At 71.2% G+C, this 24,752-nt stretch carries 27 protein-coding genes; 17 read left to right on the forward strand and 10 right to left on the reverse strand.

Annotated elements, in window-relative coordinates:
- Positions 1 to 71 precede the first annotated feature (71 nt).
- Both IEY20_RS07545 and IEY20_RS07550 read left to right on the forward strand, forming a co-directional pair.
- The gene (locus IEY20_RS07545; protein WP_372379346.1) at positions 72 to 1,136 is read left to right on the forward strand and encodes a 4-hydroxy-3-methylbut-2-enyl diphosphate reductase; all 1,065 of its coding nucleotides are present in this window, start codon (positions 72 to 74) and stop codon (positions 1,134 to 1,136) included.
- Complete coding sequence (locus IEY20_RS07550; RefSeq protein WP_175328501.1) at positions 1,133 to 1,840, forward strand: DUF6264 family protein; 708 nt, start codon at positions 1,133 to 1,135, stop codon at positions 1,838 to 1,840. Before IEY20_RS07545 ends, IEY20_RS07550 begins: the two co-directional genes overlap by 4 nt.
- Before the next feature lie 27 nt (positions 1,841 to 1,867).
- Here IEY20_RS07550 and IEY20_RS07555 read toward each other — a convergent pair whose 3' ends face one another.
- Both IEY20_RS07555 and fbaA read right to left on the reverse strand, forming a co-directional pair.
- Complete coding sequence (locus tag IEY20_RS07555) at positions 1,868 to 3,127, reverse strand: M18 family aminopeptidase (RefSeq protein ID WP_188889030.1); 1,260 nt, start codon at positions 3,125 to 3,127, stop codon at positions 1,868 to 1,870.
- Between the two features lie 170 nt (positions 3,128 to 3,297).
- Positions 3,298 to 4,326 carry a class II fructose-bisphosphate aldolase gene (gene fbaA / locus IEY20_RS07560; RefSeq protein ID WP_175328503.1) on the reverse strand — a complete coding sequence of 343 codons (1,029 nt, stop codon included), beginning with the start codon at positions 4,324 to 4,326 and terminating at the stop codon, positions 3,298 to 3,300.
- Positions 4,327 to 4,546: 220 nt separating this feature from the next.
- On the opposite strand from fbaA, the gene glpX reads away from it, so the two are divergent.
- A complete protein-coding gene (glpX, locus tag IEY20_RS07565; protein WP_175328504.1) occupies positions 4,547 to 5,536 on the forward strand; it encodes a class II fructose-bisphosphatase in 990 nt (329 codons plus the stop codon).
- Positions 5,537 to 5,690: 154 nt separating this feature from the next.
- On the opposite strand, the gene IEY20_RS07570 is transcribed toward glpX, so the two are convergent.
- Complete coding sequence (locus IEY20_RS07570; RefSeq protein WP_175328505.1) at positions 5,691 to 6,953, reverse strand: DNA recombination protein RmuC; 1,263 nt, start codon at positions 6,951 to 6,953, stop codon at positions 5,691 to 5,693.
- Between the two features lie 224 nt (positions 6,954 to 7,177).
- Between IEY20_RS07570 and iolC the strand changes: the two genes are divergently transcribed.
- From iolC to IEY20_RS07620, 10 genes are all read left to right on the forward strand, one after another.
- Entirely contained in the window at positions 7,178 to 8,191 is a 1,014-nt protein-coding gene (gene iolC / locus IEY20_RS07575) for a 5-dehydro-2-deoxygluconokinase (RefSeq protein ID WP_175328506.1), read from the forward strand.
- Positions 8,184 to 9,173: a class I fructose-bisphosphate aldolase gene (locus IEY20_RS07580; protein ID WP_175328507.1), complete on the forward strand. Its 990-nt coding sequence runs from the start codon at positions 8,184 to 8,186 to the stop codon at positions 9,171 to 9,173. The genes iolC and IEY20_RS07580 overlap by 8 nt, the downstream gene beginning before the upstream one ends.
- A complete protein-coding gene (locus tag IEY20_RS07585; RefSeq protein WP_175328508.1) occupies positions 9,170 to 10,744 on the forward strand; it encodes a CoA-acylating methylmalonate-semialdehyde dehydrogenase in 1,575 nt (524 codons plus the stop codon). The genes IEY20_RS07580 and IEY20_RS07585 overlap by 4 nt, the downstream gene beginning before the upstream one ends.
- A 9-nt stretch (positions 10,745 to 10,753) precedes the next feature.
- A complete protein-coding gene (iolB, locus tag IEY20_RS07590; protein ID WP_175328509.1) occupies positions 10,754 to 11,659 on the forward strand; it encodes a 5-deoxy-glucuronate isomerase in 906 nt (301 codons plus the stop codon).
- The gene (gene iolD / locus IEY20_RS07595; RefSeq protein ID WP_031274363.1) at positions 11,656 to 13,572 is read left to right on the forward strand and encodes a 3D-(3,5/4)-trihydroxycyclohexane-1,2-dione acylhydrolase (decyclizing); all 1,917 of its coding nucleotides are present in this window, start codon (positions 11,656 to 11,658) and stop codon (positions 13,570 to 13,572) included. Before iolB ends, iolD begins: the two co-directional genes overlap by 4 nt.
- A gap of 34 nt (positions 13,573 to 13,606) precedes the next feature.
- A complete protein-coding gene (locus IEY20_RS07600) occupies positions 13,607 to 14,533 on the forward strand; it encodes a sugar phosphate isomerase/epimerase family protein (protein WP_175328510.1) in 927 nt (308 codons plus the stop codon).
- A 79-nt stretch (positions 14,534 to 14,612) separates the two neighbouring features.
- Positions 14,613 to 15,701, forward strand: a complete 1,089-nt coding sequence (locus tag IEY20_RS07605; RefSeq protein ID WP_175328511.1) for a Gfo/Idh/MocA family protein — start codon at positions 14,613 to 14,615, stop codon at positions 15,699 to 15,701.
- Entirely contained in the window at positions 15,698 to 16,813 is a 1,116-nt protein-coding gene (locus IEY20_RS07610) for a transaldolase family protein (RefSeq protein ID WP_175328512.1), read from the forward strand. The genes IEY20_RS07605 and IEY20_RS07610 overlap by 4 nt, the downstream gene beginning before the upstream one ends.
- A complete protein-coding gene (locus IEY20_RS07615; RefSeq protein WP_175328513.1) occupies positions 16,810 to 18,027 on the forward strand; it encodes a Gfo/Idh/MocA family protein in 1,218 nt (405 codons plus the stop codon). Before IEY20_RS07610 ends, IEY20_RS07615 begins: the two co-directional genes overlap by 4 nt.
- 103 nt (positions 18,028 to 18,130) lie before the next feature.
- A complete protein-coding gene (locus IEY20_RS07620) occupies positions 18,131 to 18,535 on the forward strand; it encodes a tautomerase family protein (RefSeq protein WP_022904921.1) in 405 nt (134 codons plus the stop codon).
- Between the two features lie 16 nt (positions 18,536 to 18,551).
- Here IEY20_RS07620 and IEY20_RS07625 read toward each other — a convergent pair whose 3' ends face one another.
- Entirely contained in the window at positions 18,552 to 19,310 is a 759-nt protein-coding gene (locus tag IEY20_RS07625; protein ID WP_175328514.1) for a GntR family transcriptional regulator, read from the reverse strand.
- Between the two features lie 150 nt (positions 19,311 to 19,460).
- Positions 19,461 to 20,099 carry an exonuclease domain-containing protein gene (locus tag IEY20_RS07630; RefSeq protein WP_175328515.1) on the reverse strand — a complete coding sequence of 213 codons (639 nt, stop codon included), beginning with the start codon at positions 20,097 to 20,099 and terminating at the stop codon, positions 19,461 to 19,463.
- Positions 20,100 to 20,281: 182 nt separating this feature from the next.
- Here IEY20_RS07630 and ychF point away from each other — a divergent pair, with 182 nt between their 5' ends.
- Positions 20,282 to 21,355 carry a redox-regulated ATPase YchF gene (gene ychF, locus IEY20_RS07635; RefSeq protein WP_175328516.1) on the forward strand — a complete coding sequence of 358 codons (1,074 nt, stop codon included), beginning with the start codon at positions 20,282 to 20,284 and terminating at the stop codon, positions 21,353 to 21,355.
- 15 nt (positions 21,356 to 21,370) lie between these two features.
- On the opposite strand, the gene IEY20_RS07640 is transcribed toward ychF, so the two are convergent.
- Positions 21,371 to 21,676, reverse strand: a complete 306-nt coding sequence (locus IEY20_RS07640) for a hypothetical protein (RefSeq protein WP_022904917.1) — start codon at positions 21,674 to 21,676, stop codon at positions 21,371 to 21,373.
- Positions 21,677 to 21,731: 55 nt separating this feature from the next.
- On the opposite strand from IEY20_RS07640, the gene IEY20_RS07645 reads away from it, so the two are divergent.
- Together IEY20_RS07645 and IEY20_RS07650 are read left to right on the forward strand one after the other, a co-directional pair.
- Entirely contained in the window at positions 21,732 to 22,121 is a 390-nt protein-coding gene (locus IEY20_RS07645; protein ID WP_175328517.1) for a DUF2510 domain-containing protein, read from the forward strand.
- A 78-nt stretch (positions 22,122 to 22,199) separates the two neighbouring features.
- Positions 22,200 to 22,661, forward strand: coding sequence for a DUF8821 family protein (locus IEY20_RS07650; RefSeq protein WP_175328518.1), 462 nt, complete (start codon positions 22,200 to 22,202; stop codon positions 22,659 to 22,661).
- 12 nt (positions 22,662 to 22,673) lie between these two features.
- Here the strand turns inward: IEY20_RS07650 and IEY20_RS07655 are convergent, their stop codons facing one another.
- The 3 genes from IEY20_RS07655 to IEY20_RS07665 form a co-directional block, all read right to left on the reverse strand.
- Positions 22,674 to 23,045, reverse strand: a complete 372-nt coding sequence (locus IEY20_RS07655) for a HepT-like ribonuclease domain-containing protein (protein WP_083882198.1) — start codon at positions 23,043 to 23,045, stop codon at positions 22,674 to 22,676.
- A complete protein-coding gene (locus IEY20_RS07660) occupies positions 23,042 to 23,506 on the reverse strand; it encodes a helix-turn-helix domain-containing protein (protein ID WP_042726877.1) in 465 nt (154 codons plus the stop codon). The genes IEY20_RS07655 and IEY20_RS07660 overlap by 4 nt, the downstream gene beginning before the upstream one ends.
- 65 nt (positions 23,507 to 23,571) lie before the next feature.
- Complete coding sequence (locus IEY20_RS07665) at positions 23,572 to 23,769, reverse strand: hypothetical protein (RefSeq protein ID WP_188889032.1); 198 nt, start codon at positions 23,767 to 23,769, stop codon at positions 23,572 to 23,574.
- 155 nt (positions 23,770 to 23,924) lie between these two features.
- On the opposite strand from IEY20_RS07665, the gene IEY20_RS07670 reads away from it, so the two are divergent.
- Positions 23,925 to 24,263 carry a hypothetical protein gene (locus tag IEY20_RS07670; protein WP_022904912.1) on the forward strand — a complete coding sequence of 113 codons (339 nt, stop codon included), beginning with the start codon at positions 23,925 to 23,927 and terminating at the stop codon, positions 24,261 to 24,263.
- A gap of 61 nt (positions 24,264 to 24,324) precedes the next feature.
- On the opposite strand, the gene IEY20_RS07675 is transcribed toward IEY20_RS07670, so the two are convergent.
- Entirely contained in the window at positions 24,325 to 24,627 is a 303-nt protein-coding gene (locus IEY20_RS07675) for a hypothetical protein (protein ID WP_022904911.1), read from the reverse strand.
- Positions 24,628 to 24,752: the final 125 nt, after the last annotated feature.

Here is a 24,752-nt window from a genome sequence, read left to right on the forward strand (position 1 = left end):
CCGCGGGGACGTTCTCCACAGGCCGGTCCGTGCCCAGGTCGTGCGGGTCCCGCTCACCTATCATCGGGGACGTGACGATCACCAACGGCCACACGGTCCCCCTCGCCCCGCCGCGGGTGCACGCGGCGCGCGGTCGACTGCGGGACGAGCCGGTCGCCGGCACCAAGAAGGTGTTGCTCGCCGCCCCGCGCGGGTACTGCGCGGGCGTCGACCGTGCGGTCGTGGCCGTGGAGCAGGCGCTCGAGCAGTACGGCGAGCCGGTCTACGTGCGGAAGCAGATCGTGCACAACGTCCACGTGGTGTCGACCCTGGAGCAGCGCGGTGCGGTCTTCGTCGACGACGTCGCCGAGGTGCCCCGCGGATCCCACGTCGTGTTCAGCGCGCACGGCGTCGCACCGGCCGTCGTCGCCGGTGCAGCCGAGCGCGACCTGCACGCCATCGACGCGACCTGCCCCCTCGTCACGAAGGTGCACCGCGAGGCCACGCGCTTCGCGAAGGCCGACCGTACGATCATCCTCATCGGTCACGCCGGTCACGAGGAGGTCGAGGGCACGATGGGTCACGCGCCCGACCGCACGATCCTGGTGAACGGTCCGGACGACGTCGCGGCCCTGCAGGTCCCCGACCCGGACAACCTCGTCTGGCTGTCGCAGACCACGCTGAGCGTCGACGAGACGATGGAGACCGTCCGGCTGCTCCGCGAGAAGTTCCCCACCATCCAGGACCCGCCCTCCGACGACATCTGCTACGCCACGCAGAACCGTCAGGTCGCGATCAAGAAGGTCGCTCCCGCAGCCGACCTCGTCATCGTGGTCGGGTCGGCGAACTCGTCGAACAGCGTCCGCCTGGTCGAGGTCGCCCTCGAGCACGGCGCCGCGGCCGCGCACCGCATCGACTACGCCGAGGAGATCCGGCAGGAGTGGCTCGACGGGGTCCGGACCGTGGGCGTCACCAGCGGCGCGTCCGTGCCCGAGGAACTCGTGACCGAGGTCCTCGAGCAGCTCGCCGACGCCGGGTACGGCGCCGTCGAAGAGGTGGTCACTGCCCACGAGGACCTCATGTTCTCGCTCCCGAAGGAACTCCGGACCGATGCGTCCGGCCAGCCCACCCGGGCGCTCGGCGGGCGGCGCGCATGAGCGGCGACTGGTCCGAGGCCCCAGTGCACGACCCGGGACACGGTCGCGCCGACGACGGCCGGGAGGCGCGGCTCGGCCCCGCGACGTCGGCCGCCGCCCCGGCAGCGGGTCGCGTCCGCGGCACGCCGGCACCGCAGTACGGCGAGTACGCGCCCGAGGGCTGGGTGAACCCGGTGCTCGCCGAGCAGGAGCGCGTCGAGCGCGAGGCCGAGTCCCGGGCGCTCCGGGAGCAGGCGGCCCGCGAGACCGCCGGGACACCGGCGCGACCCGGTCAGACAGGCTCCCGTCCGGCGCGCGCCGGAGGCGTCACCACCGCCCCGTCGAGCCGGTTCGGCGCCTCGCCCCTCGATTTCGGGATGACCGTCGGGCTCCTCGTGCTCGGCCTCTGGTCGGTCCTGCAGTCACTGTCGGTCGGACAGGTGGCCTCGGCGGTCCGGCAGACGTTCGAGCAGCGCTACACGACGTTCTCGGACCCGTCGGTGCTCACCGGCGCCGCGATCGTCGGAGCCGTCGCGAGCGTGGTGCTCTTCGCACTGACCCTGTGGTGGTCGATCCGTCGCCTGCGGGCACGCCGGTGGACGTTCTGGGTCCCGCTGCTCGGTGGCGTCGTGTCGACGGCCGTCAGCGTCACGGCGTTCCTCGTCGTCGTCCTGCAGGACCCCCGCTTGGTCGACGCCGTGCTGCGGTCCAGCGGCGGCGCCTGAGCGCGTCGAACCGGGTGGTGCTGCCGACTACCCCGCCAAGAAGGCCGCGACGGCGCCGTGCAGGGCCGCGAGGTCGTCGACGTGCACGAGTTCGCGGACCGAGTGCATCGACAGCAGCCCCACCCCGATGTCGATCGTCGGGATGCCGAGACGCGTCGCCGCGATCGGGCCGATGGTCGAGCCGCCGGCGATCGTGTTGACGTTCACGAACGGCTGGTACTCGACGCCCGCCTGGTCGCACGCCGCCGAGAACACCGCTTCGCCCTTCGCCTCGGTCATGTAGCGCTGGTTCGCGCTGATCTTGAGCAGGGGACCGCCTCCCGGCCGCGGGCGGTTCGTCGGGTCGTGCTTCTCCGGCTGGTTCGGGTGCACGAGGTGCCCAGCGTCGCTCGACAGCAGCCACGAGGCCCGGAACGCCCGAGCAGCGTCGGAGCGGGTGGCGCCGAGGCCCTCCTGCACGCGCCCGAGGACGTCCTCCAGGAACGGCCCGCCCGCACCCGAGGGGGTCGAGGAGCCGATCTCCTCGTGGTCGAAGGCCGCGAACACCGGGATGTGGTCCCCGTCGGACGGCGCCTCGACGACGCCTCGGATTCCGGCGTGCACGCTCGTGAGGTTGTCCATCCGTCCGGACGCCAGGAACTCGCCCGCGAGACCGATCCGGGCCGGCGCCTGGGTGTCCGCGAGGAAGAGGTCCCACGACACGGCCTCGTCGCCGACCTGGTCGCGCAGCCAGCCGAGGACGTCGGTCCCGCCGACGTCGCCGCCCACGCCGACGATCGGGATGGTGTGCCGCTGACGGTCGATCTCCTTGCCGTCGTTCACCCCGCGGTCGAGGTGGATCGCGAGGTTCGGGATCCGGGCGACTGCGCCGGTGGACACGAGCCGGATGCTGCCGTCGGCGTCGACGACCCGGCCGGCGATCCGGAGGTCGCGGTCGAACCACGTCGAGAGCAGGGCGCCGCCGTAGACCTCCACGTTCAGCTGCTCCCAGCCGAGCGTCCGCACCGCGGGGTTCGGCTTCACCCGGAAGGTCGGCGAGTCGGTGTGGGCACCGAGGATCCGGAACGGTGTCGTCGCCGTCGCCCCGGTCGGCAGACGCCAGGCGATCACCGCACCGTCCCGGACGACGACGTACGCGCCGGGCGCGGTCGGCCAGGCGTCGAGTTCGGACAGCTCCGTGAACCCGGCCGCGACGAGTCGGTCCCGTGCCGCTGCCGCCGCGTGGAACGCGGTCGGGGACTCGGTGACGTACTGGGCGAACTCGGAAGCGATGGCGTCGGCGGTCACCCGACCATCGTGGCACGGCACCACCCCGACGGCGGCCAGGGCGACCGGACGCAGCAGGGGCGCGTCCTGTCGGACGCGCCCCTGGGCCCACGCCGGCCGGTACCGGGCCGACGCGCCAGCGGCGGCCCGGCCGTGACCGGTGGGGAGCCTCCCGGCCGTTGCCTGCCGGATCAGCCCTTGGTGTGGCCGGCCGAACCGAGGACCTTCGCGGCCTCGACCACGCGGGCGGCCATGGCGGTCTCGGCGACCTTGCCCCAGGCGCGCGGGTCGTACTGCTTCTTGTTGCCGACCTCGCCGTCGATCTTGAGGACGCCGTCGTAGTTCCGGAACATCGAGTCGGCGATCGACCGGGTGAACGCGTACTGCGTGTCCGTGTCGATGTTCATCTTGATGACGCCGTTGTGCACGGCCTCGTGGATCTCGTCGTCGGTCGAGCCGGATCCGCCGTGGAAGACGAGGTCGAGCGGGTTCTCGCCGGTGCCGTGCTTCGCGGCGACCGAGGCCTGGATCTCGCCGAGGAGCTCCGGACGCAGCTTGACGTTGCCGGGCTTGTAGACGCCGTGCACGTTGCCGAATGTGAGCGCGGCGATCCAGCGGCCCTGGTCGCCGAGGCCGAGCGCGTCGACGACCTTCTCGACGTCGTTCGGAGTGGTGTAGAGCGCGTCGTTCGTGCCCTCGTGCGCGACGCCGTCCTCCTCGCCGCCGACGACGCCGATCTCGACCTCGAGGATCGCGTTGATGTTCCGCGTCTTCGCGATCATCGTCTTCGCGATCTCGATGTTCTCGTCGAGCGGCACCGCCGAGCCGTCCCACATGTGGGACTGGAAGATCGGGTTGCGGCCCTGGCGGACCTCTTCCTCGCTCGCGGCGATGAGCGGGAGGACGAAACCGTCGAGCGCGTCCTTCGGGCAGTGGTCGGTGTGGAGGGCCACCGTGATGTCGTAGTTCTTCGCGACCTCGTGGGCGAACTTCGCCATCGCGAGTGCGCCGGCGGCACGGTTCTTCACCGTGTGCCCCGCGAAGTAGTCCGCACCACCGGTGGTGACCTGGAGGATGCCGTCGGAGCCGGCCTCCTGCAGCCCCTGGAGGACCGCGTTGATCGTCTGCGAGGACGAGACGTTGACCGCGGGGTAGGCGAACTTGCCGGCCTTCGCTCGTTCGAGCATCTCGGCGTACTGTTCCGGCGTTGCGATGGGCACTGCGATCTCCTTCGACTTCGGTGGTGTCCTCGCTGAGCCTAGTCAGCCGCACGGGGCCCCGCCGGCCGGTTCCGGACCGCCGCGCCAGCGCCGGGCTGGCCGTGCCCGGTGGGGAGAGGCACGGTCCGGGTCACGCGCGCGCGTTCCGTCCGTGCTGCACATGCGTTCACAGCGCTCGCGACCGGCCCGCCTCGCGGCGTGCCGTCGCTACGCTGGGAGCGTGACTCCCACGACTGAGACCGGCTCCCTGTTCCTCCAGCCCGACCGCAACCTCGCGCTCGAACTCGTCCGTGCGACGGAGGCCGCCGCGATCCGTGCGCAGCCGTGGGTCGGGCGTGGTGAGAAGAACCTCGCCGACGGTGCCGCGGTCGACGCGATGCGGAAGTTCCTCGGCACGGTGAACTTCGACGGCGTCGTGGTGATCGGCGAGGGCGAGAAGGACAACGCCCCGATGCTCTACAACGGCGAGCACGTCGGCAACGGCCACGGTCCGGCGTGCGACATCGCGGTCGACCCGATCGACGGCACCTCGCTGACCGCTGCCGGCCGGCAGAACGCCATCTCGGTGATGGCCGTGTCCGACCGCGGGTCGATGTACGACCCGTCCGCCGTGTTCTACATGGACAAGATCGCCGCCGGTGCCGAGGGCCGCGGGGTCCTCGACCTGGAGAAGCCGATCGGGGAGAACATCCGGGCCCTGGCGAAGGCGAAGGACAAGGACATCGAGGACATGCAGATCGCCGTCCTCGACCGGCCCCGCCACGACGAGCTCATCCGTGCGATCCGTGCGACCGGCGCCGGGACGCGGCTGCTGCTCGACGGTGACGTCGCCGGCGGCATCTCGGCTGCGCTGCCGGGGTCGAAGATCGACATGTGCGTCGGGGTCGGCGGCACGCCGGAGGGCATCATCACCGCGTGCGCGATCAAGGCGCTCGGTGGTGTGATCCTCGGCAAGCTGCAGCCGAAGGACGACGAGGAGCGGCAGAAGGCGATCGACGCCGGACACGATCTCGACAAGGTCCTCGACCAGGACGACCTCGTCACGGGCGACAACACGTTCTTCGTCGCGACCGGGGTCACCGACGGTGTGCTCGTGGACGGGGTCCGGCGTGAGCGCGGCGTCATCCACACGGACTCGATCGTGCTCCGGTCCCGTTCGAACACCATCCGTCGCATCCAGGCCGACCACCGCGCCGAGAAGTGGTTCTGATCCGCTGTCCCGGGGGCTGACGCGCGCTCCGCGTGGCGCCGTTGGTACTCGCCCAACCGAAGTCCGTCCGAACCGGGTGTACCCGTGGTTCGGGCGGACTTCGGTTGTGCGGCATGAGCGTCCGCAAGGCCGCGCCCGAACCGCAGTACCGAGGTCAGTCCTCGTCGAGGGCGCCGACGAGCTCCGGCGCGGTGAGCAGCCGCGGCTCGTCGTCGATCGTCGCCGGGTCGGCGATGACCTTCGACTCGTCGAGCAGGGAGAGCCGCCGGGCACTCGGCAGCACCTGCCGTTCGAGTGACCCCACGAAGCGGTTGTAGTCGACGACGGTGCCCCGGATCGCCCGACCGAGCTTGTCGACGTGCCCGCCGAGCGTGGACAGGCGTCCGTAGAGCTCGCGGGAGACCCGGAAGAGCTCGCGCGCCTCGGCCGTCACGACGTCCTGCTGCCACGAGAAGGCGACCGTCTTCAGCACCGACCAGAGCGTCACGGGCGACGCCAGAGCGACGCGTTTGCGGAAGGCGTGGTCGAGCAGCCCCGGGTCCGCGGCGAGGGCGCTGGCGATGAGCGACTCCGACGGGATGAACGCCACCGTGAGCTCGGGGGAGGCGTCGTACCCGGACCAGTACTCCCGCGCTGCGAGGGCGTCCACGTGTGCGCGGAGCGCTCGGACGTGCTGCTGCAGGAGCTGGTCGCGGCGAGCCCCCTCGGCGCCGGTCGCGGTGGCGGGGATCTCCGCGGCCTGGAGGTAGGCGCTGAACGGCACCTTCGCGTCGACCGCGATGGTCTTGCCGCCGGGCAGGTGCACGACCATGTCCGGACGCGCCGCCCCGGCGGACGTCGTGACCGAGCTCTGCACGTCGAAGTCGACCCGCTCCAGGAGCCCGGCTGCCTCGACCACGTTCCGGAGCTGCGTCTCGCCCCACACGCCGCGCGTGCTGTTCGACGAGAGCGCGCTCGCGAGGGTGTCCGCCGTGGCCCGGAGGCGCTCCTCGGACTCGGCGGCCGACCGGAGCTGCGCGGACAGGGCGCCGTACTGCTCGCTGCGGGACTGCTCGAGCTCGGCGATCTTGGCGCGCATGACGTCGAGCGTCTGCGCGACCGGGCTCAGCGCCGAGAGGACCTTCGACTCGTTCTGGTTCCGGGCCGCGTCCGCCCCGTGCATCCGCTGCACGAGGTGTTCGAGTTCCGCCGCACGGCGCTCGAGGGAGTCGACCTGCCGACGGTACTGGGCGTCCTGCGCGTCGAGGCGCTCCTCCGCGTCGGCGCGCACCGTGTCGAGCTGCGCACGCAGTGCGTCCGCCGTGGCGTTCGCCGCGGCGGCGTCCACCCCGGCGCGTGACCGCGCGAGTGCCCACGCGACGACGGCGCCGACGGCGACGCCGATGACGAGACCGATGACCAGGGCGAGGATCTGCATGACGCGACCCTGGCAGGACCCACCGACACCGCGCCTCCAGGCCGTCGACCGTGCCGCCGCCGGCCGACCGGCGACCTCGCGCCGCGCCGACGCGCCGCGCCGTCGCGGCCCGCCGCCGTCCCACCCCGGCGACCTCGCGAGCGCCATGTAATGACATTAGGGCAAAGCGGGTGTACAGTCGGACCGTCCGCCGACGACGCCGCACGGAAGGTCCACCCCGTCGCATGCCGCACGAAGCACCCCACGCACACGACGTGATCACCATGGGCCGCGTCAGCGTCGACGTCTACCCGCAGCAGACCGGCCCCCTCGAGGACGTCACCAGCTTCTCGAAGTCCGTCGGCGGCAGCGCGACGAACGTCGCCATCGCCGCGGCCCGACACGGCGCCGACACGGCGGTCATCACCCGCACGGGCAACGACCCCTTCGGCCGCTACATCGCCCGCACCCTGCCCGAGTTCGGCGTCTCGAACGCGTTCGTCGAGACCGTCGACGGACTGAACACCCCCGTCGCCTTCTGCGAGGTCTTCCCGCCGGACGACTTCCCGCTCTACTTCTACCGTGCGCCGAAGGCCCCGGACCTCATGATCACGGCGGCGTCCCTCCCGCTCCGCGAGATCGAGCGCGCGCGCATCTTCTGGACGACCGTCACGGGCCTCAGCGAGGAGCCGAGCCGGCACGCCCACCACGTCGCGCTGCGGGCCCGCACCGACGCCGCGGCACCGACCGCCCGGCACACCGTGCTCGACCTCGACTACCGACCGGTGTTCTGGTCGAGCCCGGAGGCCGCGTCCCGCGAGGTCGCGGTCGCCCTCGAGCACGCCACGGTCGCCGTCGGCAACCGGGAGGAGTGCGAGGTGGCGGTCGGCGAGACCGACCCCGTGCGCGCCGCCGACGCCCTGCTGGAACGCGGTGTCGAGATCGCGATCGTGAAGCAGGGGCCGAAGGGCGTGCTGGCGAAGACCCGTGACGAGCTCGTCGAGTTCCGGCCCCACACGATCGACGTCGTCAACGGCCTCGGCTCCGGCGACGGCTTCGGCGGGGCCCTGACCCACGGACTCCTCCAGGGGTGGGCACTCGACCGGACCCTCGCGTTCGCGAACGCCGCGGGCGCGATCGTCGCCACCCGCTTCGAGTGCTCCACGGCGATGCCGACGAGCGACGAGATCGAGCGGTTCATCCGCGCGAACCCGGCACCGGGGACGACGCACACCATCGAGGAGACGGCGGATGCCTGAGCTCACGACCGTTGACTTCCAGCGCCTACGCGACCTGCGTGCAGCCCACCCCGAGCAGGTCGCGGACGCCCTGGCAGCGCGACGGCAGCGCCCGCTCCTCGCCGACGACGGGAAGCTGTTCATCGTGGCCGCGGACCACCCGGCCCGAGGTGCCCTCGCCGTCCGGGACGACGCGTCCGCGATGGCCGACCGGTACGACCTCCTCGAGCGGCTCGTCACGGCCCTCGGTCGGCCCGGGGTCGACGGGGTGCTCGGGACGCCGGACGTCATCGAGGACCTCGCGCTCCTCGGGGCCCTCGACGACAAGGTCGTGGTCGGCTCGATGAACCGCGGCGGACTCCGCGGGGCGACGTTCGAGATGGACGACCGGTACACGGCGTACTCGGCACGCGCCATCAAGGACGCCGGTCTCGACTTCGCCAAGCTCCTCGTCCGCGTCGCGCTCGAGGACGCCGCGACCGCCCCGACCCTCGAGGCGACGGCGCGGGCCGTCAGCGAGGCCGCGGCGCTGCGGCTGCCGATCATGCTCGAGCCGTTCATGTCGTCCTGGCGCGACGGGAAGGTCGTGAACGACCTCACGGCCGACGCGGTCATCACGTCGATGGCGATCGCGGCCGGCCTCGGGGAGTCGAGCGCCTACAGCTGGCTCAAGATCCCCGTCGTCGACGACATGGAACGCGTCATGGCCGCCACCACGCTGCCGACGCTGCTGCTCGGCGGCGATCCGTCCACGCGCCCGGTCGAGACCTACGCCAGGTGGGCGGACGCGCTCGCACTGCCCGGCGTCCGCGGGCTCGTCGTCGGACGGACCCTCCTCTACCCGCCGGACGACGACGTCGCCGCCGCCGTCGACGTCGCGTCCTCGCTCGTCCACAGCCGGGAGGCGCGGGGCGCGTTCTCCACACCGGCTCGCGGTCCCGCCGACTCGCCTGCCCCGTCCACCACCATGGGCTCGTCCATCCCGGAAGGAAGCAACGCATGACCACCACGGACCAGACCACCACGACCGTCGGCCACTGGATCGACGGGGCGCACGTGGCGTCGACGTCGGGGCGGACGGCACCGGTCTACGACCCGGCGCTCGGCATCGCGACGAAGCAGGTCGCCCTCGCGGACGAGTCCGAGATCCAGGCGGCCATCGCGAGCGCCAAGGCGGCGTTCCCCGCGTGGAGCAACCTCTCCCTGGCGAAGCGGCAGCAGATCCTCTTCGCGTTCCGCGAGGTCCTCAACCGCGACAAGGCCGAGCTGGCCGAGATCATCACGAGCGAGCACGGGAAGGTCATCGACGACGCGCTCGGCGAGATCGCCCGCGGACAAGAGGTCGTGGAGCTCGCGACGAACATCCCGAGCCTGATGAAGGGCGAGTTCTCCGACCAGGTCTCGACCGGGATCGACGTGTACTCGATCCGCCAGCCGCTCGGGGTCGTCGGCATCATCTCGCCGTTCAACTTCCCGGCGATGGTGCCGCTGTGGTTCCTGCCGATCGCGATCGCCGCCGGCAACACCGTGGTGCTCAAGCCGAGCGAGAAGGACCCGTCCGCCGCGATCTGGCTGGCGCGGAAGTTCACCGAAGCCGGTCTGCCCGACGGCGTCTTCACCGTGCTCAACGGCGACAAGGCCGCGGTCGACGGGCTGCTGACGAGCCCCGACGTCGAGTCGATCTCGTTCGTCGGCTCGACCCCGATCGCGCAGTACGTGTACGAGACGGGCACGAAGCACGGCAAGCGGGTGCAGGCCCTCGGCGGTGCGAAGAACCACATGCTCGTGCTGCCGGACGCGGACCTCGACCTCGTCGCCGACAACGCGGTGAACGCGGGCTTCGGCTCCGCCGGCGAGCGTTGCATGGCGATCTCGGTCGTCGTCGCCGTCGATGGGCCCCGGCCGGCCGGTACCGACGCGTCGCGAAGCGACGTGGCGGCCGAGCCGGTCGGGACGGTCGCGGACGAGCTCGTCGCGAAGATCACGGAGCGCGCGGCGACGCTGCGCATCGGTGACGGCCGCCGCGGCTGCGACATGGGCCCGCTCGTCACGAAGCAGCACCGCGACAAGGTCGCCTCGTACATCGAGGTCGCCGAGCAGGACGGTGCCGAGGTCGTGGTGGACGGCCGCACGGTCCGACCCGACGGGGACGAGAACGGGTTCTGGCTCGGCCCGACGCTGATCGACAAGGTCCCGACGACGAGCCGCGTCTACACCGAGGAGATCTTCGGCCCGGTGCTCTCCGTCGTCCGGGTGCAGACCTACGAGGAGGGCCTCGACCTCATCAACTCGGGTGCGTTCGGCAACGGCACGGCGATCTTCACGAACGACGGCGGCGCTGCCCGTCGGTTCCAGCGCGACGTGCAGGTCGGCATGATCGGCATCAACGTCCCGATCCCGGTGCCGGTCGCGTACTACTCGTTCGGCGGGTGGAAGAACTCCCTCTTCGGCGACCACAAGGCGTACGGCACCGACGGCGTGAGCTTCTTCACCCGGCAGAAGGCGATCACCTCGCGGTGGTTGGACCCGGCCACGCACGGCGGCGTCGACCTCGGCTTCCCGTCGAACGGCTGACGCGCACCGATGACGAACGACACCTGGTTCATCCCCGCCGGCTCCCGCCCCGAGGCGGGCTGGACGGACGTCGTGGACGGACGGATCGCGGGGTGGGCGCACACCGGTCTGCGGACCGGGAGCCTCGCCGACGGCGGTGAGCTGCGCCTCCCGGCCGGTGCGGTGGAACGCATCGTCGTGCCGCTCGCCGGCTCCTTCGAGGTCACGTACGACGGTGCCGCAGGCACCGGTGCGCAGGGCTTGGAGGGACGGGGGAGCGTCTTCGACGGACCGACCGACGTGCTGTACCTGGGTTCCGGGACGGAGGCCCGGATCACCGGAGCAGGTCGGGTCGCGGTCGCCGGAGCGATCACCGCGGTGGTCAAGCCGACGACGTACACGGCCCGGCAGGACGTGCCGGTGGAGCTCCGCGGCGCCGGGCACGCGAGTCGGCAGGTGCACAACTTCGGCACCCCCGCCGCCCTCGACGCGGACAGGGTGATCGTGTGCGAGGTGATCACGCCCGCCGGCAACTGGTCGTCGTACCCGCCGCACAAGCACGACACGACCGTGCCCGGCGTGGAGTCCGACCTCGAGGAGATCTACTACTACGAGGCCGCGGTCGCCCGGGGCCTCGAGGCTCCGCCGGAGGCCGACCCGTTCGCGCTGCACCGGACGTACGCCTCCGACGACCGTCCGATCGACGAGTTCCGTCAGGTCCGCACGGGCGACATCGCCCTCGTGCCGTACGGCTGGCACGGACCCGCCGTGGCCGCCCCCGGCTACGACATGTACTACCTCAACGTGATGGCCGGCCCCGGGCCGGAACGCGTGTGGGACATCACCGACGACCCGGCCCACGGCTGGGTCCGTCAGGCGTGGGGATCGGAGTCGATCGACCCGCGCCTGCCCTACGGAAAGGACCGCGTCCGATGACCGAGAGCCCACGATCCGGGGCGACCAGGCGGATGACCGTCGGCCAGGCGCTCCTCGAGTTCCTGGCGAACCAGTGGACCGTCGACGGGGACGAGCGTGAGCGCACGATCCCGGGCATCTTCGGCATCTTCGGTCACGGCAACGTCGCCGGGCTGGGGCAGGCGGTGAAGCAGCTCCACGTCGAACAGCCCGGTCTGCTGCCCTACCACCAGGCACGCAACGAGCAGGCCATGGTGCACCAGGCCGTCGGCTTCGCCCGGATGCGCCGTCGTCGCGCGACCTACGCGGCCACGGCGTCGGTCGGGCCCGGCGCCGCGAACATGCTCACCGGTGCAGCGCTCGCGACGACGAACCGACTCCCCGCGCTCCTGCTGCCGTCGGACACCTTCGCGACCCGGACCACCGACCCCGTGCTGCAGCAGATCGAGATGCCGCACGACACGTCACTGCAGGTCACGGACGCGTTCCGGCCCCTGTCCCGGTTCTTCGACCGGGTCGAGCGGCCGGAGCAGCTGTTCTCGATCGCCCTCGCTGCGATGCGGGTCCTCACCGATCCCGCCGAGACCGGTGCCGTGACGATCGCGCTCCCGGAGGACGTGCAGGCCGAGGCGCTCGACGTCCCCGTGTCGTTCCTCCAGCCGCGCGAGTGGCACGTCCGCCGTCCGCTGCCCGAGCACGGACCGCTGGCCCGGGCGGTGGCGGCGATCGCGGCCGCCGAGCGTCCGGTGATCGTCGCCGGCGGCGGCGTGCTCTACTCCGGCGCGGAGCAGGCGCTCGCCGCGTTCGTCGAAGCGACCGGCATCCCCGTCGGCACCTCGCAGGCCGGCGGCGGCTCCCTCGTCTGGGACCACCCGCAGTACCTCGGCGGCATCGGCGCGACCGGTACCGCTGCCGCGAACGCGATCGCCGCGCAGGCCGACGTCGTCATCGGCATCGGCACCCGGTACAGCGACTTCACGACCGCGTCCCGGACCGCGTTCCAGCACCCGGACGTCACGTTCGTGAACGTCAACGTCGCGGCGTTCGACGCGTACAAGCACGGTTCGCAGCTGCCCGTCGTCGCGGACGCCCGGGAGACGCTGGTCGCGCTGACGGAGCAGCTCACGTCCCACTCGGTGTCGGACCGGTACGCGGCGGAGATCGCGGACCGCAAGCGTTCCTGGGACGAGACGGTCGACGCCGCCTTCGCGCCGTCCGGACTGGCCGTCCCCGGTCAGTCCGAGATCATCGGCGCCGTGCAGTCGGCCACCGATCCCCGCGACGTCGTCGTCCAGGCGGCGGGGTCGCTCCCGGGCGACCTCCACAAGCTCTGGCGCGTCCGCGACCCGCTCGGCTACCACGTCGAGTACGCGTTCTCGTGCATGGGCTACGAGATCGCCGGTGGCATCGGGGTGCGCCGGGCCGCCCCCGACCGCGACGCGATCGTGATGGTCGGCGACGGCTCGTACCTCATGCTCCACACCGAGCTCGTCACCGCCGTGGCCGAGGGCATCAAGATCGTCGTCGTCCTCATCCAGAACAACGGCTACGCGTCGATCGGGCACCTCTCCGAGACCGTCGGCTCCGAGCGGTACGGCACGAAGTACCGCTACCTCGACGAGACCGGGTCGTTCGAGGGCGAGCAGGTCCTGCCGGTCGACCTCGCCGCCAACGCCCGCTCCTACGGCGTCGACGTGATCGAGGTCCAGCCCGGGCCGAACGCGATCGAGGACCTCACCGCCGCCGTCCGTCAGGCCAAGGCGAACGACCGGACGACGCTCGTGCACGTGCACGCCGACCCGCTCGTCTACGCCCCGGACGGCGACGGCTGGTGGGACGTCCCCGTCGCGCAGACGTCCACCCTGCCGAGCACGCAGCAGGCCCGCGCCACCTACGAGCAGCAGGTCGCGGCGCAGCGACCCCTCCTCGGCTGAACGACCCACCCACACCCCGGAGGACACCGACGTCATGACCGACACCGCCACCGCCACCGACGCCATCCGGATCGGGACCGCCCCAGACTCGTGGGGCGTCTGGTTCGCCGACGACCCCGGCCAGGTGCCGTGGCAGCGCTTCCTCGACGAGGCCGCTGCCGCCGGCTACCGCTGGATCGAGCTCGGGCCCTACGGGTACCTGCCGACCGACCCGTCCCAGCTGTCCGACGAACTCGAGTCCCGGGGCCTCGAGCTGTCCGCGGGCACGGTGTTCACCGGCCTCCACAAGGGCGACGAGCAGTTCCAGCGCGCGTGGGACCAGGCCGTCAAGGTGGAAGGTCTCGCGTCGAAGCTCGGTGCCGAGCACCTCGTCACGATCCCCGACCTGTGGCGGTCCGACGCGAACAACGAGGTCCTCGAGCCGCGGACCCTGACCGACGAGCAGTGGGAGCGCCTCGGCAAGGGGCACGACCAGCTCGGCAAGGCGCTCCTCGAGGAGTACGGCGTCCACCAGCAGTTCCACACGCACGCGGACAGCCACATCGGCACGTTCCGTGAGACCGTCCGGTTCCTCGAGGTCACCGACCCGCGGTACACGAACCTCTGCCTCGACACCGGCCACTTCGCCTACTACGGCGGTGACAACCTCCGGATGATCGCCGAGCACCCGGAGCGCATCGGCTACCTCCACCTCAAGCAGGTCGACACGGAGCTGCTGTTCGACGTCCTCAAGAACGACGTGCCGTTCAGCACCGCGGTCGCCGACGGCATCATGGTCGAGCCGCCGCACGGGACCCCGGACCTCGCCCCGATCATCGAGGCCGTCGCCGCGATCAACCCCGAGGTGTTCGGCATCGTCGAGCAGGACATGTACGGCTGCTCGGTCGACGCACCCGGGCCGATCGCCGAGCGCACCTTCCAGCACATCCTCGGCTCGACCTCGGCCGCACGCGTCTCGTAGCGCCGAGCGCCCACCGGCGCGACCCGAGTCATCAGCGACGACCGGCGGTCGTCCCCAGTCGTCACCTCCAGGAGAACCCATGAGCACCACCGAGAACCTCCGCGTCGCCGTCGTCGGTGCCGGCGCGATGGGCAGCGACCACGTCCGTCGCATCACGTCCACCATCGCCGGTGCGGACGTCGTCGCCGTCGTCGAACCCGATGTCGCACGCGCGACGGCCGCCGCCGCGAAGGCCCCCGGCGCGATCACTGCCGCGTCGTTCGAGGACGCCCTCGACGCCACGCCGATCGACGCCGTCATCGTCGCCACCCCCGGCTTCCTGCACGAGCCCGTCCTGGTGCCCGCGATCGAGCGCGGTCTCGCGGTCCTCTGCGAGAAGCCCCTCACCACGAGTGCCGAGGACTCCTTCCGCATCGTCGAGCTCGAGCAGGCGACGTCCGACCGGCCGCGCATCCAGGTCGGGTTCATGCGCCGGTTCGACCGCGGGTACCAGGAACTCAAGGCGCTCCGCGAGTCGGGCGCCAACGGTGCCCTGCTCGCCCTGCACCACGCGCACCGCAACCCGACGACGCCGCCGAACTTCAGCGAGTCGATGCTGATCCACGACTCCGTGATCCACGAGATCGACATCATCCCGTTCCTCACGGGCGAGCCGATCGTCTCGGTCGAGGTGAAGAAGCCGCGCCGGAACTCGCTCGCACCCGCCGACCTGCCCGAACCGCAGTTCGTGCTCTTCACGACCGCGTCGGGGACGATGTCGATCGTCGAGATCAGCGTCAACGCGCAGTTCGGGTACCAGGTGACGACCGACGCCGTGTTCGAGTCGGGCGTCGCGTACATCGGCCGCGAGACCACGATGCACGTCGTCTCGGCGGGGGTGTCCGGCCAGGGCGTCACGCCGTCGTACATCGAGCGCTTCGGCGCCGCCTACGACGAAGAGGTCCAGCGCTGGGTCGACGCCGCACGGAACGGTGGCATCGACGGCCCGAGCGCCTGGGACGGCTACACGGCGTCCGTGGTCGCTGAGGTCACCGTCCGCGCCCAGCAGTCCGGAGCGCTCGAGCACGTCACGTACGCCACCGCGAAGCCCGCCTTCTACGAACCCACCACGGCCGGTGCCGGCGCGCTCGCCGGGGTCGGCCCCACCACGACGGGACCGACCCGATGACCACCCCGCTCGACGTGTCGACCGACCCCTCCGCCGTCGACACCAGGCCGGTCACCCTGCAGGCCGCGACGCAGACGCCGACGGCGCTCTGGAACGACTCCGCCGAGCCGCACGAGCTGTCCACCGCGATCCACGAGTACGGGGCCGTCGGCGCGACCTGCAACCCGGTCATCGCCTTCACCTGCATCCAGCAGGACCCCGAGCGGTGGGTGCCCCGCATCCGTGCGATCGCTGCCGAGCACCCGACGGCGGGGGAGTCCTGGATCGGGTGGAAGGCGGTCGAGGAGCTCTCGGTCGCCGCGGCCGAGCAACTCGTGCCCGCGTTCGAGGCGTCCGGCGGGCGGAACGGCCGACTGAGCATGCAGACCGACCCGCGCCTCCACCGTGACCGCGACGCCCTCGTCGAGCAGGCCGTGCGGTTCTCCGGGCTCGCGCCGAACATCATCGTGAAGATCCCCGCGACGAAGACCGGCATCGCCGCGATCGAGGAAGCCGCGTACCGGGGTGTCTCGATCAACGCCACCGTGTCGTTCACCGTGCCGCAGGTCGTGGCCGTGGGCGAGGCCATCGAGCGCGCTCTCGACCGCCGCGCCGCCGACGGGCTGCCCGAGCAGGAGTTCGGGCACGTCGTCACCCTCATGGCCGGCCGGTTCGACGACTGGCTGAAGACCGTCGTGGCGCGCGACCACGTCATGCTCGACCCGGGCATCCTCGAGTGGGCCGGAGTCGCGGCGGTGAAGCACGCCTACCGGGTGGTCCAGGAGCGCGGCTTCCGGTCGCGCGTGCTCGTCGCCGCCTTCCGGAACCCGCTGCAGTGGTCGGAGTTCCAGGGCGGAGACCTCGTGGTGTCGCCGCCGTTCCAGTGGGCAGAGGACATCAACGACAACGGCTTCCCGTGGCGCCCGGACGCGATCCACGACGAGGTGCCGGCCGACGTGATCGCGGCGCTCCGCGCAGCCACACCGGAGTTCGCCCGCGGGTACGACGTCGACGGCATGACGATCGACGAGTTCGACCGGTTCGGCGCCACGGTGACCACGCTGCGGCAGTTCCTCGACGCCGACGCGAAACTCGACGCGCTGGTCCGCGACATCATCCTCCCCGCCGCATGACCGGACGCGCCCCCGACGCCCGCGACCGCCTCGGCGTCGGCCTCGTCTCCGTCGGCTGGATGGGACGGCTGCACTCACGCGCCTACCGGGCGCTGCCCGACCATTTCCCGGAGCTCGGCGTCCACCCGAGGCTCGTCGTCGCCGCGGACCCGGTCGAGGCCGCCCGCGACCAGGCCGTCGACCGACTCGGCTACGAGCGCGCCGTGGCCGACCACCGCGAGGTCATCGCCGACCCCGAGGTGGACGTCGTCTCGATCTGCTCGCCGAACTTCCTCCACCGCGAGGTCGCCGTCGCCGCGGCCGAAGCCGGCAAGCCGTTCTGGATCGAGAAGCCGATGGGCCGGGACGCCAGCGACTCCCGGCAGATCCACGACGCCGTCCGGTCCGCCGGCATCGTCACGAGCGTCGGCTTCAACTACCGGCACGCCCCGGCGATCCAACGTGCACGGGAACTCGTCCGCGGCGGTCGGCTCGGCCGGATCACGAACGTGCGCGGGTCGCTCCTCGCCGACTACTCCGCCGATCCGGCGGCGCCGCTCACCTGGCGTTTCGAACGGGAGCGGGCCGGTTCGGGCGTCCTCGGCGACCTGCTCTCGCACGGACTCGACCTTGCGCAGTACGTGGTGGGCCGGATCGCGAGCGTGACGGCGCTCGCCGAGACCGTCATCGCGACACGGCCGCGACCGGGGCAGGGGATCATCGACCGGACGGCGGCTGCGACCGGTGAACACGGACCCGTCGAGAACGAGGACTACGCCGCACTGCTCTTCCGCTTCGACGACGGAGCCGTCGGCACGATGGACTCCAGCCGGGTGATGCGGGGCCCGCACGCCGAGTACGCGCTCGAGGTCTACGGCACCCGCGGCTCGGTGCGGTGGGACTTCCAGCGCCTCAACGAGCTCGAGGTCTTCCTCGACGGCCAGGAGGTCGACGGCTACGCGACGCACTTCGTCGCGCCGGGCGACGGGGAGTTCGCGCGGTTCCAGCCCGGCGCGGGCACGGCGATGGGCTACGACGACCTCAAGACCATCGAGGCCGCGCAGTTCGTCGCGAGCGTGCTCCGCGGTGAGCAGCTCGCTCCGTCGGTCGCCGACGGCCTGTCGGCCGCGAGCATCGTCGAAGCGGCGGAGGCCTCCCTCCGCGACGGCGCGTGGCACGACGTCGCGCGCGTCGACGGAGCGCTCACGTACCCCGCGGCGACCCCCGCGCTGTAGACGCACCGACAGTCGGACTGCAGGCGCGGTGCAAGCTGGCACCGCGCCTCCAGTCCGCTGGGCACCCGCGCACCCCCTCGCATCCCCGACCCCAGGAGGCAGCATGCCGCTCGTCCGCATCGACCTCGCCACCGGCCGCAGCCCGGAGCAGGTCCGCGCGATCGCCGACGCGATCCACACCGCCATCGTCGACGAGTACGGCATCCCGCCGCGTGACCGCTTCCAGGTCATCACGGAGCACCCGGCGCAGCAGATCATCGCGGAGGACGCCGGTCTCGGGTTCGAACGGACCGAGGGTGTCGTGATCATCCAGGTCTTCACGCAGGCCGGACGCTCCGACGACGCGAAGCAGGCCCTCTACGCCGCCGTGCACGACCGGCTGACCGAGGTCGGCGTCGCGAGCGAGGACGTCTTCATCGGCTACGTCGAGAACGGCCCGCAGGACTGGTCGTTCGGGTTCGGCCGCGCGCAGTACGTGACCGGGGAGCTCCAGGTCCCGTCCTCCTGACGGGCTCGTCGAGCGCCTACTTGTCGACCAGCGTCACCTCGAAGGAGTACCGGTCCGGCCGGTAGCAGTGCACGCCGTACTCCACGGCTCGGCCCGAGGCGTCGTACGCCGTGCGGCTCATCGTCAGCACCGGGTCGCCGTCCTCGATCTCGAGGAGGCCGGCCTCCTCGTCGGTGACCGCCCGCGCTCCGATCCGCTGCTTGGCGACGCGCATCGTCACCCCGCGGCCGCGGAGCAGCTGGTACAGGCCGTGCGCCGCGAGGTCCTCGTCCGTGATGTCCGTGAACTCGGGCGGCAGGAAGTTCTCGAGGATCGCCATCGGCACGTCCTCGGCGAACCGGACCCGGCGGATGTGCGCCACCGTCGTCCCCGGCTCGACGCCGAGCGCCTCGGCGACGGTGTCCGATGCCGGGACGTCGTCGCGGACGAGGAGCTTCGTCGTCGGCACCTGCGACCCCTGCGCGAGGTCGTCGTACAGGCTCGTCAGCTCGACCTTCCGCGTCACCGGGCCGTGCACCACCTGCGTGCCGATGCCGCGACGGCGCACGAGCAGGCCCTTGTCGACGAGGTCCTGGATCGCCCGACGGATCGTCGGCCGCGACAACCCGAGCCGTTCCCCGAGCGCGATCTCGTTCTCCAACCGGGCCCCCGGCGGCATCGCACCGGAGCGGATGGCGTCCTCGATGCGCGATGCGACCTGGAAGTAGAGGGGCATCGGCCCGGACCGGTCCAGGTCCATGAACAGGTCGGACGGCAGCTGGCCTTCGTTGGTCATCGCGGTCCTTCGGGGAGCTCGAGCGCGGCACCGCTGCCACCCGGGTCGACGTGCGCGGCACCGCTGCAGCGGGAATGTCGTGACAATACCACCGGGCCCCGCCACCCCGGGCACGAGCACGACGGGTGTCGCCCTCCGGAACCGCGGTGGTCAGTCCGAGAACACCATCGGTCGACGGGAGAGCCGCGGCTGCGGTGCGGCCGTGCGCGGCTTCTCCTCACGCGGTCGGACCGGCGTCACGTGCACCCGGGTCGCAGCGCCCAGCGCCTCGACCGTGTCCGCACGGTGGAGCTGCGCGGCGTGCACCACGATCGCGGCGCAGGCTTCGGCGTCCGCTGCGGCGTCGTGGTGCGCGAAGCCTTCGTGCCCCGCGGCGCGCGCGGCCATCGGCAGCCGGTAGGACTCGAGCGTGTAGGTCTTGCGGGCCACCTGCAGCGAGCACAGGGAGTGGTGGTCGGCCAGCGGCGTCCCCGTCGCGGCGCATCCACCCGCGATCACACCCATGTCGAAGCGGGCGTTGTGCGCCACGAGGACGTCGCCGTCCGCGAACGCCACGATGTCCGCGTACTGCTCCGCCCAGCCCTTCGCCCCCACGACGTCGGCGGCGACGATCCCGTGGATGCGGGTGTTCCACTCGAGGAAGGCGTCGTGCCCGACCGGCGGTTGGATGAACCACGAGGCACGCTCCGCGACCCGGCCGGCGCGGATCTTCACGAGTCCGACGGAGCACGCGCTCGCAGGGGAGCTGTTCGCGGTCTCGAAGTCGATGGCGGTGAAGTTCAACGGCACGGTCCCGATCGTCGCACGGGGCTCCGACATCGGCTGCGGTTGTCGACGGCGTTGCGCCGCGACGGCCTGGAGGCGCGGGGCGGGCCCGCCCCGCGCCTCCAGGCCGTCGCCGGCCGCGTCAGCGGGCTCCGCGCCCGCACGCCGGACCGGTCGTGACCCCGTCGCGGGTAGGCTGTCCTCCCGTGGCTCTCACCATCGGAATCGTCGGTCTCCCGAACGTCGGCAAGTCGACCCTGTTCAACGCCCTGACCAAGAACCAGGTCCTCGCCGCGAACTACCCGTTCGCGACGATCGAACCGAACGTCGGCGTGGTGAACCTGCCCGACCCGCGGCTCGACCAGCTCGCGGAGCTGTTCGGTTCCGAGAAGACCGTGCCCGCGCCGGTGTCGTTCGTCGACATCGCCGGCATCGTCAAGGGTGCGAGCGAGGGCGAGGGCCTCGGCAACAAGTTCCTCGCCAACATCCGCGAGGCCGACGCCATCGCGCAGGTCGTCCGCGGCTTCGCCGACGACGACGTCGTGCACGTGGCCAACAAGGTCTCGCCGAAGGACGACCTCGAGGTCATCAACACCGAGCTGATCCTCGCCGACATGGAGACCATCGACAAGGCGCTCCCGCGGTACGAGAAGATGCTCAAGCTCAAGCAGGCCGAGCCGGTCGTCCTCGAGACCGCTCGGGAGGCGCGTGCCGCCCTCGAGCAGGGCACGCTGCTGTCAGCGACGTCGATCGACCTCACGCCGATCGCCGAGCTCGGGCTGCTCTCCGCCAAGCCGTTCATCTTCGTCTTCAACGTCGACGAGGCCGTGCTCACCGACGAGGCGCGCAAGGCCGAGCTCGCGGCACTCGTCGCCCCCGCGCAGGCCGTGTTCCTCGACGCGAAGATCGAGTCGGAGCTCATCGACCTCGACCCCTCGGATGCGGCCGAACTCCTCGAGTCCACCGGGCAGACCGAGTCCGGGCTCGACCAGCTCGCGCGCATCGGGTTCGACACCCTCGGGCTCCAGACCTACCTGACTGCAGGTCCGAAGGAGTCGCGGGCGTGGACGATCGGCAAGGGGTGGAAGGCGCCCCAGGCTGCCGGGGTCATCCACACCGACTTCGAGAAGGGCTTCATCAAGGCCGAGGTCATCTCGTTCGAGGACCTCATGGCGGCCGGCTCGATCGCCGAGGCCCGCGCGCACGGCAAGGCCCGGATCGAGGGTAAGGACTACGTCATGCAGGACGGCGACGTGGTGGAGTTCCGCTTCAACAACTGAGGCGCCGCGGAGTCGTCACTCGGCGACCTCGTGCATGTTCTGCGCCTGCCACCCCTCGGGCACGGACTCCCGGTACGCGGCAGCGGCGGCCCGGTAGTCCGGCCCGGTCGCCTCGTGCGGCCGGAGTGCCTTCGAGCGGGCGAGCGCCTTGACGGTCGACTCGCCCGTTGCCTTGCTGGTGACCGTGTTGACCTGGAGGAGCTCGAACCCGTCGAGGTCGAGCCCCGCGATCGCGGCAGCTCGGGCCTCGCCGATGGTGTCACCGCTGCCCTCGGATTCCCGGGTCTCGGTGGATCGCAGGGTGCCTCGCAGTGTCGTCACCCTTCCAGTATGGATCGATCGACACGCTGCCCCTGACGTGCGCCAGGATGGGCGCATGACGAACGCTCAGGCAGGGTGGTACGACGACGGCTCCGGCACGATGCGGTGGTGGGACGGCAGCGCGTGGACGGAGCAGGTGCAGCAGCCGGCGGCCCCCGCGCCCGGCATCGGCGGGATGATCGACCGGATCCAGGCCGAGGCGACGTCGGGTGCGAACGCGCGGCCCGCGCCGGCGGGCATGAGCTACGTCGTCCTGCAGGTGGTCCTCAAGGAGAAGTTCTTCGGCACGGGCTCCGGGAACCTGACCGAGCTCGAGCGGGCGATCAACGCGCAGGCCGCGCTCGGGTACCGGCTGCACACGATCACCACGTCGTCGTCGGGCAGTACCGGCTTCGGCAGGGGCGACAGGATCCAGGCGACGATGGTGTTCGAGAAGCTCGTCTGATCACGACAGGTTCGCTGTGGCGCGTCGCCGCCACACGGCGCTAGGTTGTCGCAGAGCAGCCAGCACCGAGGAGCGCCCATGTCGTACGTCGTCGACTTCGTGACCGTGTCCACCGTCGGGCTGGAGTCCTCGCCCGTCGCCGACGCACTCGCTGGCCTCCGCGCGAACGAGGCGCGGTACTTCAAGAACAAGTACGACGTCGACTTCACCACGCAGCCGGCGGCGGAGGTCCCCGACCTCGTGGAGTACGTCGCACGGGTCCTCCGCGAACGGGATGTGACGATCGCGTCCCCGGCGCTGGAGGCGACCGAGTTCGAGGTCGAGGGCGTGCGCTGGACGTACGTGTTCTACGAGTCCGGGTTGTCGGTCAATGTGCTCTACACACTCGAACCGGGCGGGAAGCGGGCTGTCGGGTTCAAGCTGTCCGACGGCATGGAGGTGCCTGAGGAGCTCACGGACAAGTTCAAGTTCGCCAGGCAGCGGTCGAAGCTCGCCGGCACGATCCGCGGCTCCTACTTCGTCATCAAGGGCGAGTACTGACGAGCGGGATGGTCAGTCGAGGATCGCGATGATGACCGCAGGGATGCGGTGCTCGATCACGTCCCAGACGATCTCCTTCTTCGCCTTTCGGTAGTCGTGCGACAGGATGTTCCGCGTCCGTCGGACTGCGGCGAGAGACAGTCCCTCGGGCAGCAGCGCAGCGCGGTCTGTGGGGAGGCGTCCGACAAGGTCGTCGAAGTGGATCACCACTGCCTCCGCTGCACGGTAGGTCAGACTCCGCGGCGCGTCGAATGCCGGTCGCCCGTGCTCCACGATCTCGGAGCACTCGGCGAGCAGGTCGAGGAAGCCTTCTCGGAGCGCGGACCAACGTTCGCGTGGTTGCTCGGACTCGCCTCGCGGAACTGGATGGAATCGGTCGCTCACAGCGGCACGGCCTCACCGAGGACGTGGGCGAAGTGCGGGTCGTCGCCGATGTCGTCCGTCAGCAGGTCGACCTCGAAGCCGGTCATCTCCTCGACCGCGTGTGCGAAGCCACCGAGGTCGAAGAGCGACGCCTCCGACGTGAGCCCGACGAGGAGGTCGATGTCGCTGTTCGGGGTGTCGTGTCCGCGGATCGCGGAGCCGAACACGCGGACGTTCACGAGGTGGTGCCGGTTTGCCTCGATCAGGATGTCGTCCGCATAGATGCTGAGCGGGATGCTGGGACGTATCTGAGCCGCACGGAGGATGCGCTCGAGTGATTCTGCGCGGGGCTGCTGTCGGCCACTTTCGTACGCGGAGATCGTGGGCTGTTGCATGCCGGCCGCGCTCGCGAGCGCCGCCTGGGACATGCCGATGTCGAGCCGAGCCGACTTGATGAGATCAGCAGCTCGATCGACGCGCATGGAGCCCTCCCATAGCGAGGGACTATACCGCCTACGACTGCTGATTCAGCCGTGTAGGGGAAGGATCAGCGCCCGCTCCACCGCACCCACGCCTGCACCTGCGCGCGCGCCCCTTCGAGCGACGAGTGTGCACCGCGGATCGAGCGGTCCGGCGACGAGACGACGTACTGCCGTGCCCGTGTGACCTCGCACAGCTGGTCGGCACCGAACGACAGCTTCCAGTGGTCCTCGGCGTCCCTGACCCACTCCAGACGATTCGGCATGTCGACTCCTTGTTCACCGCGTCGATGCCGCGGTCGTGAATCGGACAGTAGACCCGGACCCCGTGAGACCGGGGTACGCCCTGGCCCGGATGCGCGGACCTCCGGTGTCGTTCCGGGCACGTTCCGTACCGTCACGGGGAACGAAGGGGGACAACGTGAAGTACATCAGTTGCGAAGGTGTCGACGTGATGACCGGCGATCTCATCGCGGACGCGGTCATGGACTACGCGGCGGTGCTCGGCGCGAACGCGCGGACCGACTCGGTCTCGGTGCCGTCGGTCGGTCCCGACGGTGCCCTGATCCGGACGACCCTCCTCGTCGGACCGGCCTCCGAGTTCGTCGTGATCCCGGCTCCGGATGACGTGCTCGAGCCGGAAGACCCGGACTTCATCCGCCGCCTGCGCGACGCCGCGGGCCGGGCCGGTGATGCGCGCCCCCTCGACGCGGACGGCCGGCCGCGGTTCGTCGGCGCTGACGGGCCTTCCCGCCGCTGAGGCCGTGCACGACGAAGCGCGCCGCCGGGAGGACCGGCGACGCGCTTCGTGGGGGAGTGGATCAAGCAGCGAGCAGGAGCTCACCCGCCGTGACGTCCTGCGCCTGCAGGAGCGTGCGGCTGGCCTCGCCGCGCCAGGACCGGCCGGGGATGGTCCAGCCGGCCTCGCCGCGGACCTCCACGCGTGCCCCGGGGGCGACGAAGGCGCCGAGGTCGTCGGCGTCCATCCGGACGAGGTACTCGCGCCCGGTCCAGACGTCCCGGACGGGGAACTCGGCGATGTTGTCGGGGGAGGTGACGGGAGCCGCGAGGGCGGTCCCGATGATGCTGAGTCGGTCGTTGCCGACGTTCGTGATGGTGTTCATGGTGCTGGTCTTCCTGAGTCGTTCGGCGCCGTCGCGGTGTCCGCTGCTCGGTCCGTGACTTCGTGGTCCCGGTCGTTCGCGGTGTCCGCTGGCGCGCACGCCGTGTGTCGACGTGCGGCTCGTCC

Origin of the sequence: Curtobacterium luteum (assembly GCF_014646995.1) — a bacterium.
Classification (GTDB): Bacteria; Actinomycetota; Actinomycetes; order Actinomycetales; family Microbacteriaceae; genus Curtobacterium; species Curtobacterium luteum.

Excerpts from the sequence above, each read along its gene's own strand:
- IEY20_RS07550 (WP_175328501.1), top strand. The coding sequence starts at position 1,133 with ATGAGCGGCGACTGGTCCGAGGCCCCAGTGCACGACCCGGGACACGGT.
- IEY20_RS07570 (WP_175328505.1), bottom strand. The coding sequence starts at position 6,953 with ATGCAGATCCTCGCCCTGGTCATCGGTCTCGTCATCGGCGTCGCCGTC.
- iolC (WP_175328506.1), top strand. The coding sequence starts at position 7,178 with ATGCCGCACGAAGCACCCCACGCACACGACGTGATCACCATGGGCCGC.
- IEY20_RS07580 (WP_175328507.1), top strand. The coding sequence starts at position 8,184 with ATGCCTGAGCTCACGACCGTTGACTTCCAGCGCCTACGCGACCTGCGT.
- IEY20_RS07585 (WP_175328508.1), top strand. The coding sequence starts at position 9,170 with ATGACCACCACGGACCAGACCACCACGACCGTCGGCCACTGGATCGAC.
- iolB (WP_175328509.1), top strand. The coding sequence starts at position 10,754 with ATGACGAACGACACCTGGTTCATCCCCGCCGGCTCCCGCCCCGAGGCG.
- iolD (WP_031274363.1), top strand. The coding sequence starts at position 11,656 with ATGACCGAGAGCCCACGATCCGGGGCGACCAGGCGGATGACCGTCGGC.
- IEY20_RS07600 (WP_175328510.1), top strand. The coding sequence starts at position 13,607 with ATGACCGACACCGCCACCGCCACCGACGCCATCCGGATCGGGACCGCC.
- IEY20_RS07605 (WP_175328511.1), top strand. The coding sequence starts at position 14,613 with ATGAGCACCACCGAGAACCTCCGCGTCGCCGTCGTCGGTGCCGGCGCG.
- IEY20_RS07610 (WP_175328512.1), top strand. The coding sequence starts at position 15,698 with ATGACCACCCCGCTCGACGTGTCGACCGACCCCTCCGCCGTCGACACC.
- IEY20_RS07615 (WP_175328513.1), top strand. The coding sequence starts at position 16,810 with ATGACCGGACGCGCCCCCGACGCCCGCGACCGCCTCGGCGTCGGCCTC.
- IEY20_RS07620 (WP_022904921.1), top strand. The coding sequence starts at position 18,131 with ATGCCGCTCGTCCGCATCGACCTCGCCACCGGCCGCAGCCCGGAGCAG.
- IEY20_RS07625 (WP_175328514.1), bottom strand. The coding sequence starts at position 19,310 with ATGACCAACGAAGGCCAGCTGCCGTCCGACCTGTTCATGGACCTGGAC.
- IEY20_RS07645 (WP_175328517.1), top strand. The coding sequence starts at position 21,732 with ATGACGAACGCTCAGGCAGGGTGGTACGACGACGGCTCCGGCACGATG.
- IEY20_RS07650 (WP_175328518.1), top strand. The coding sequence starts at position 22,200 with ATGTCGTACGTCGTCGACTTCGTGACCGTGTCCACCGTCGGGCTGGAG.
- IEY20_RS07660 (WP_042726877.1), bottom strand. The coding sequence starts at position 23,506 with ATGCGCGTCGATCGAGCTGCTGATCTCATCAAGTCGGCTCGGCTCGAC.
- IEY20_RS07665 (WP_188889032.1), bottom strand. The coding sequence starts at position 23,769 with ATGCCGAATCGTCTGGAGTGGGTCAGGGACGCCGAGGACCACTGGAAG.
- IEY20_RS07675 (WP_022904911.1), bottom strand. The coding sequence starts at position 24,627 with ATGAACACCATCACGAACGTCGGCAACGACCGACTCAGCATCATCGGG.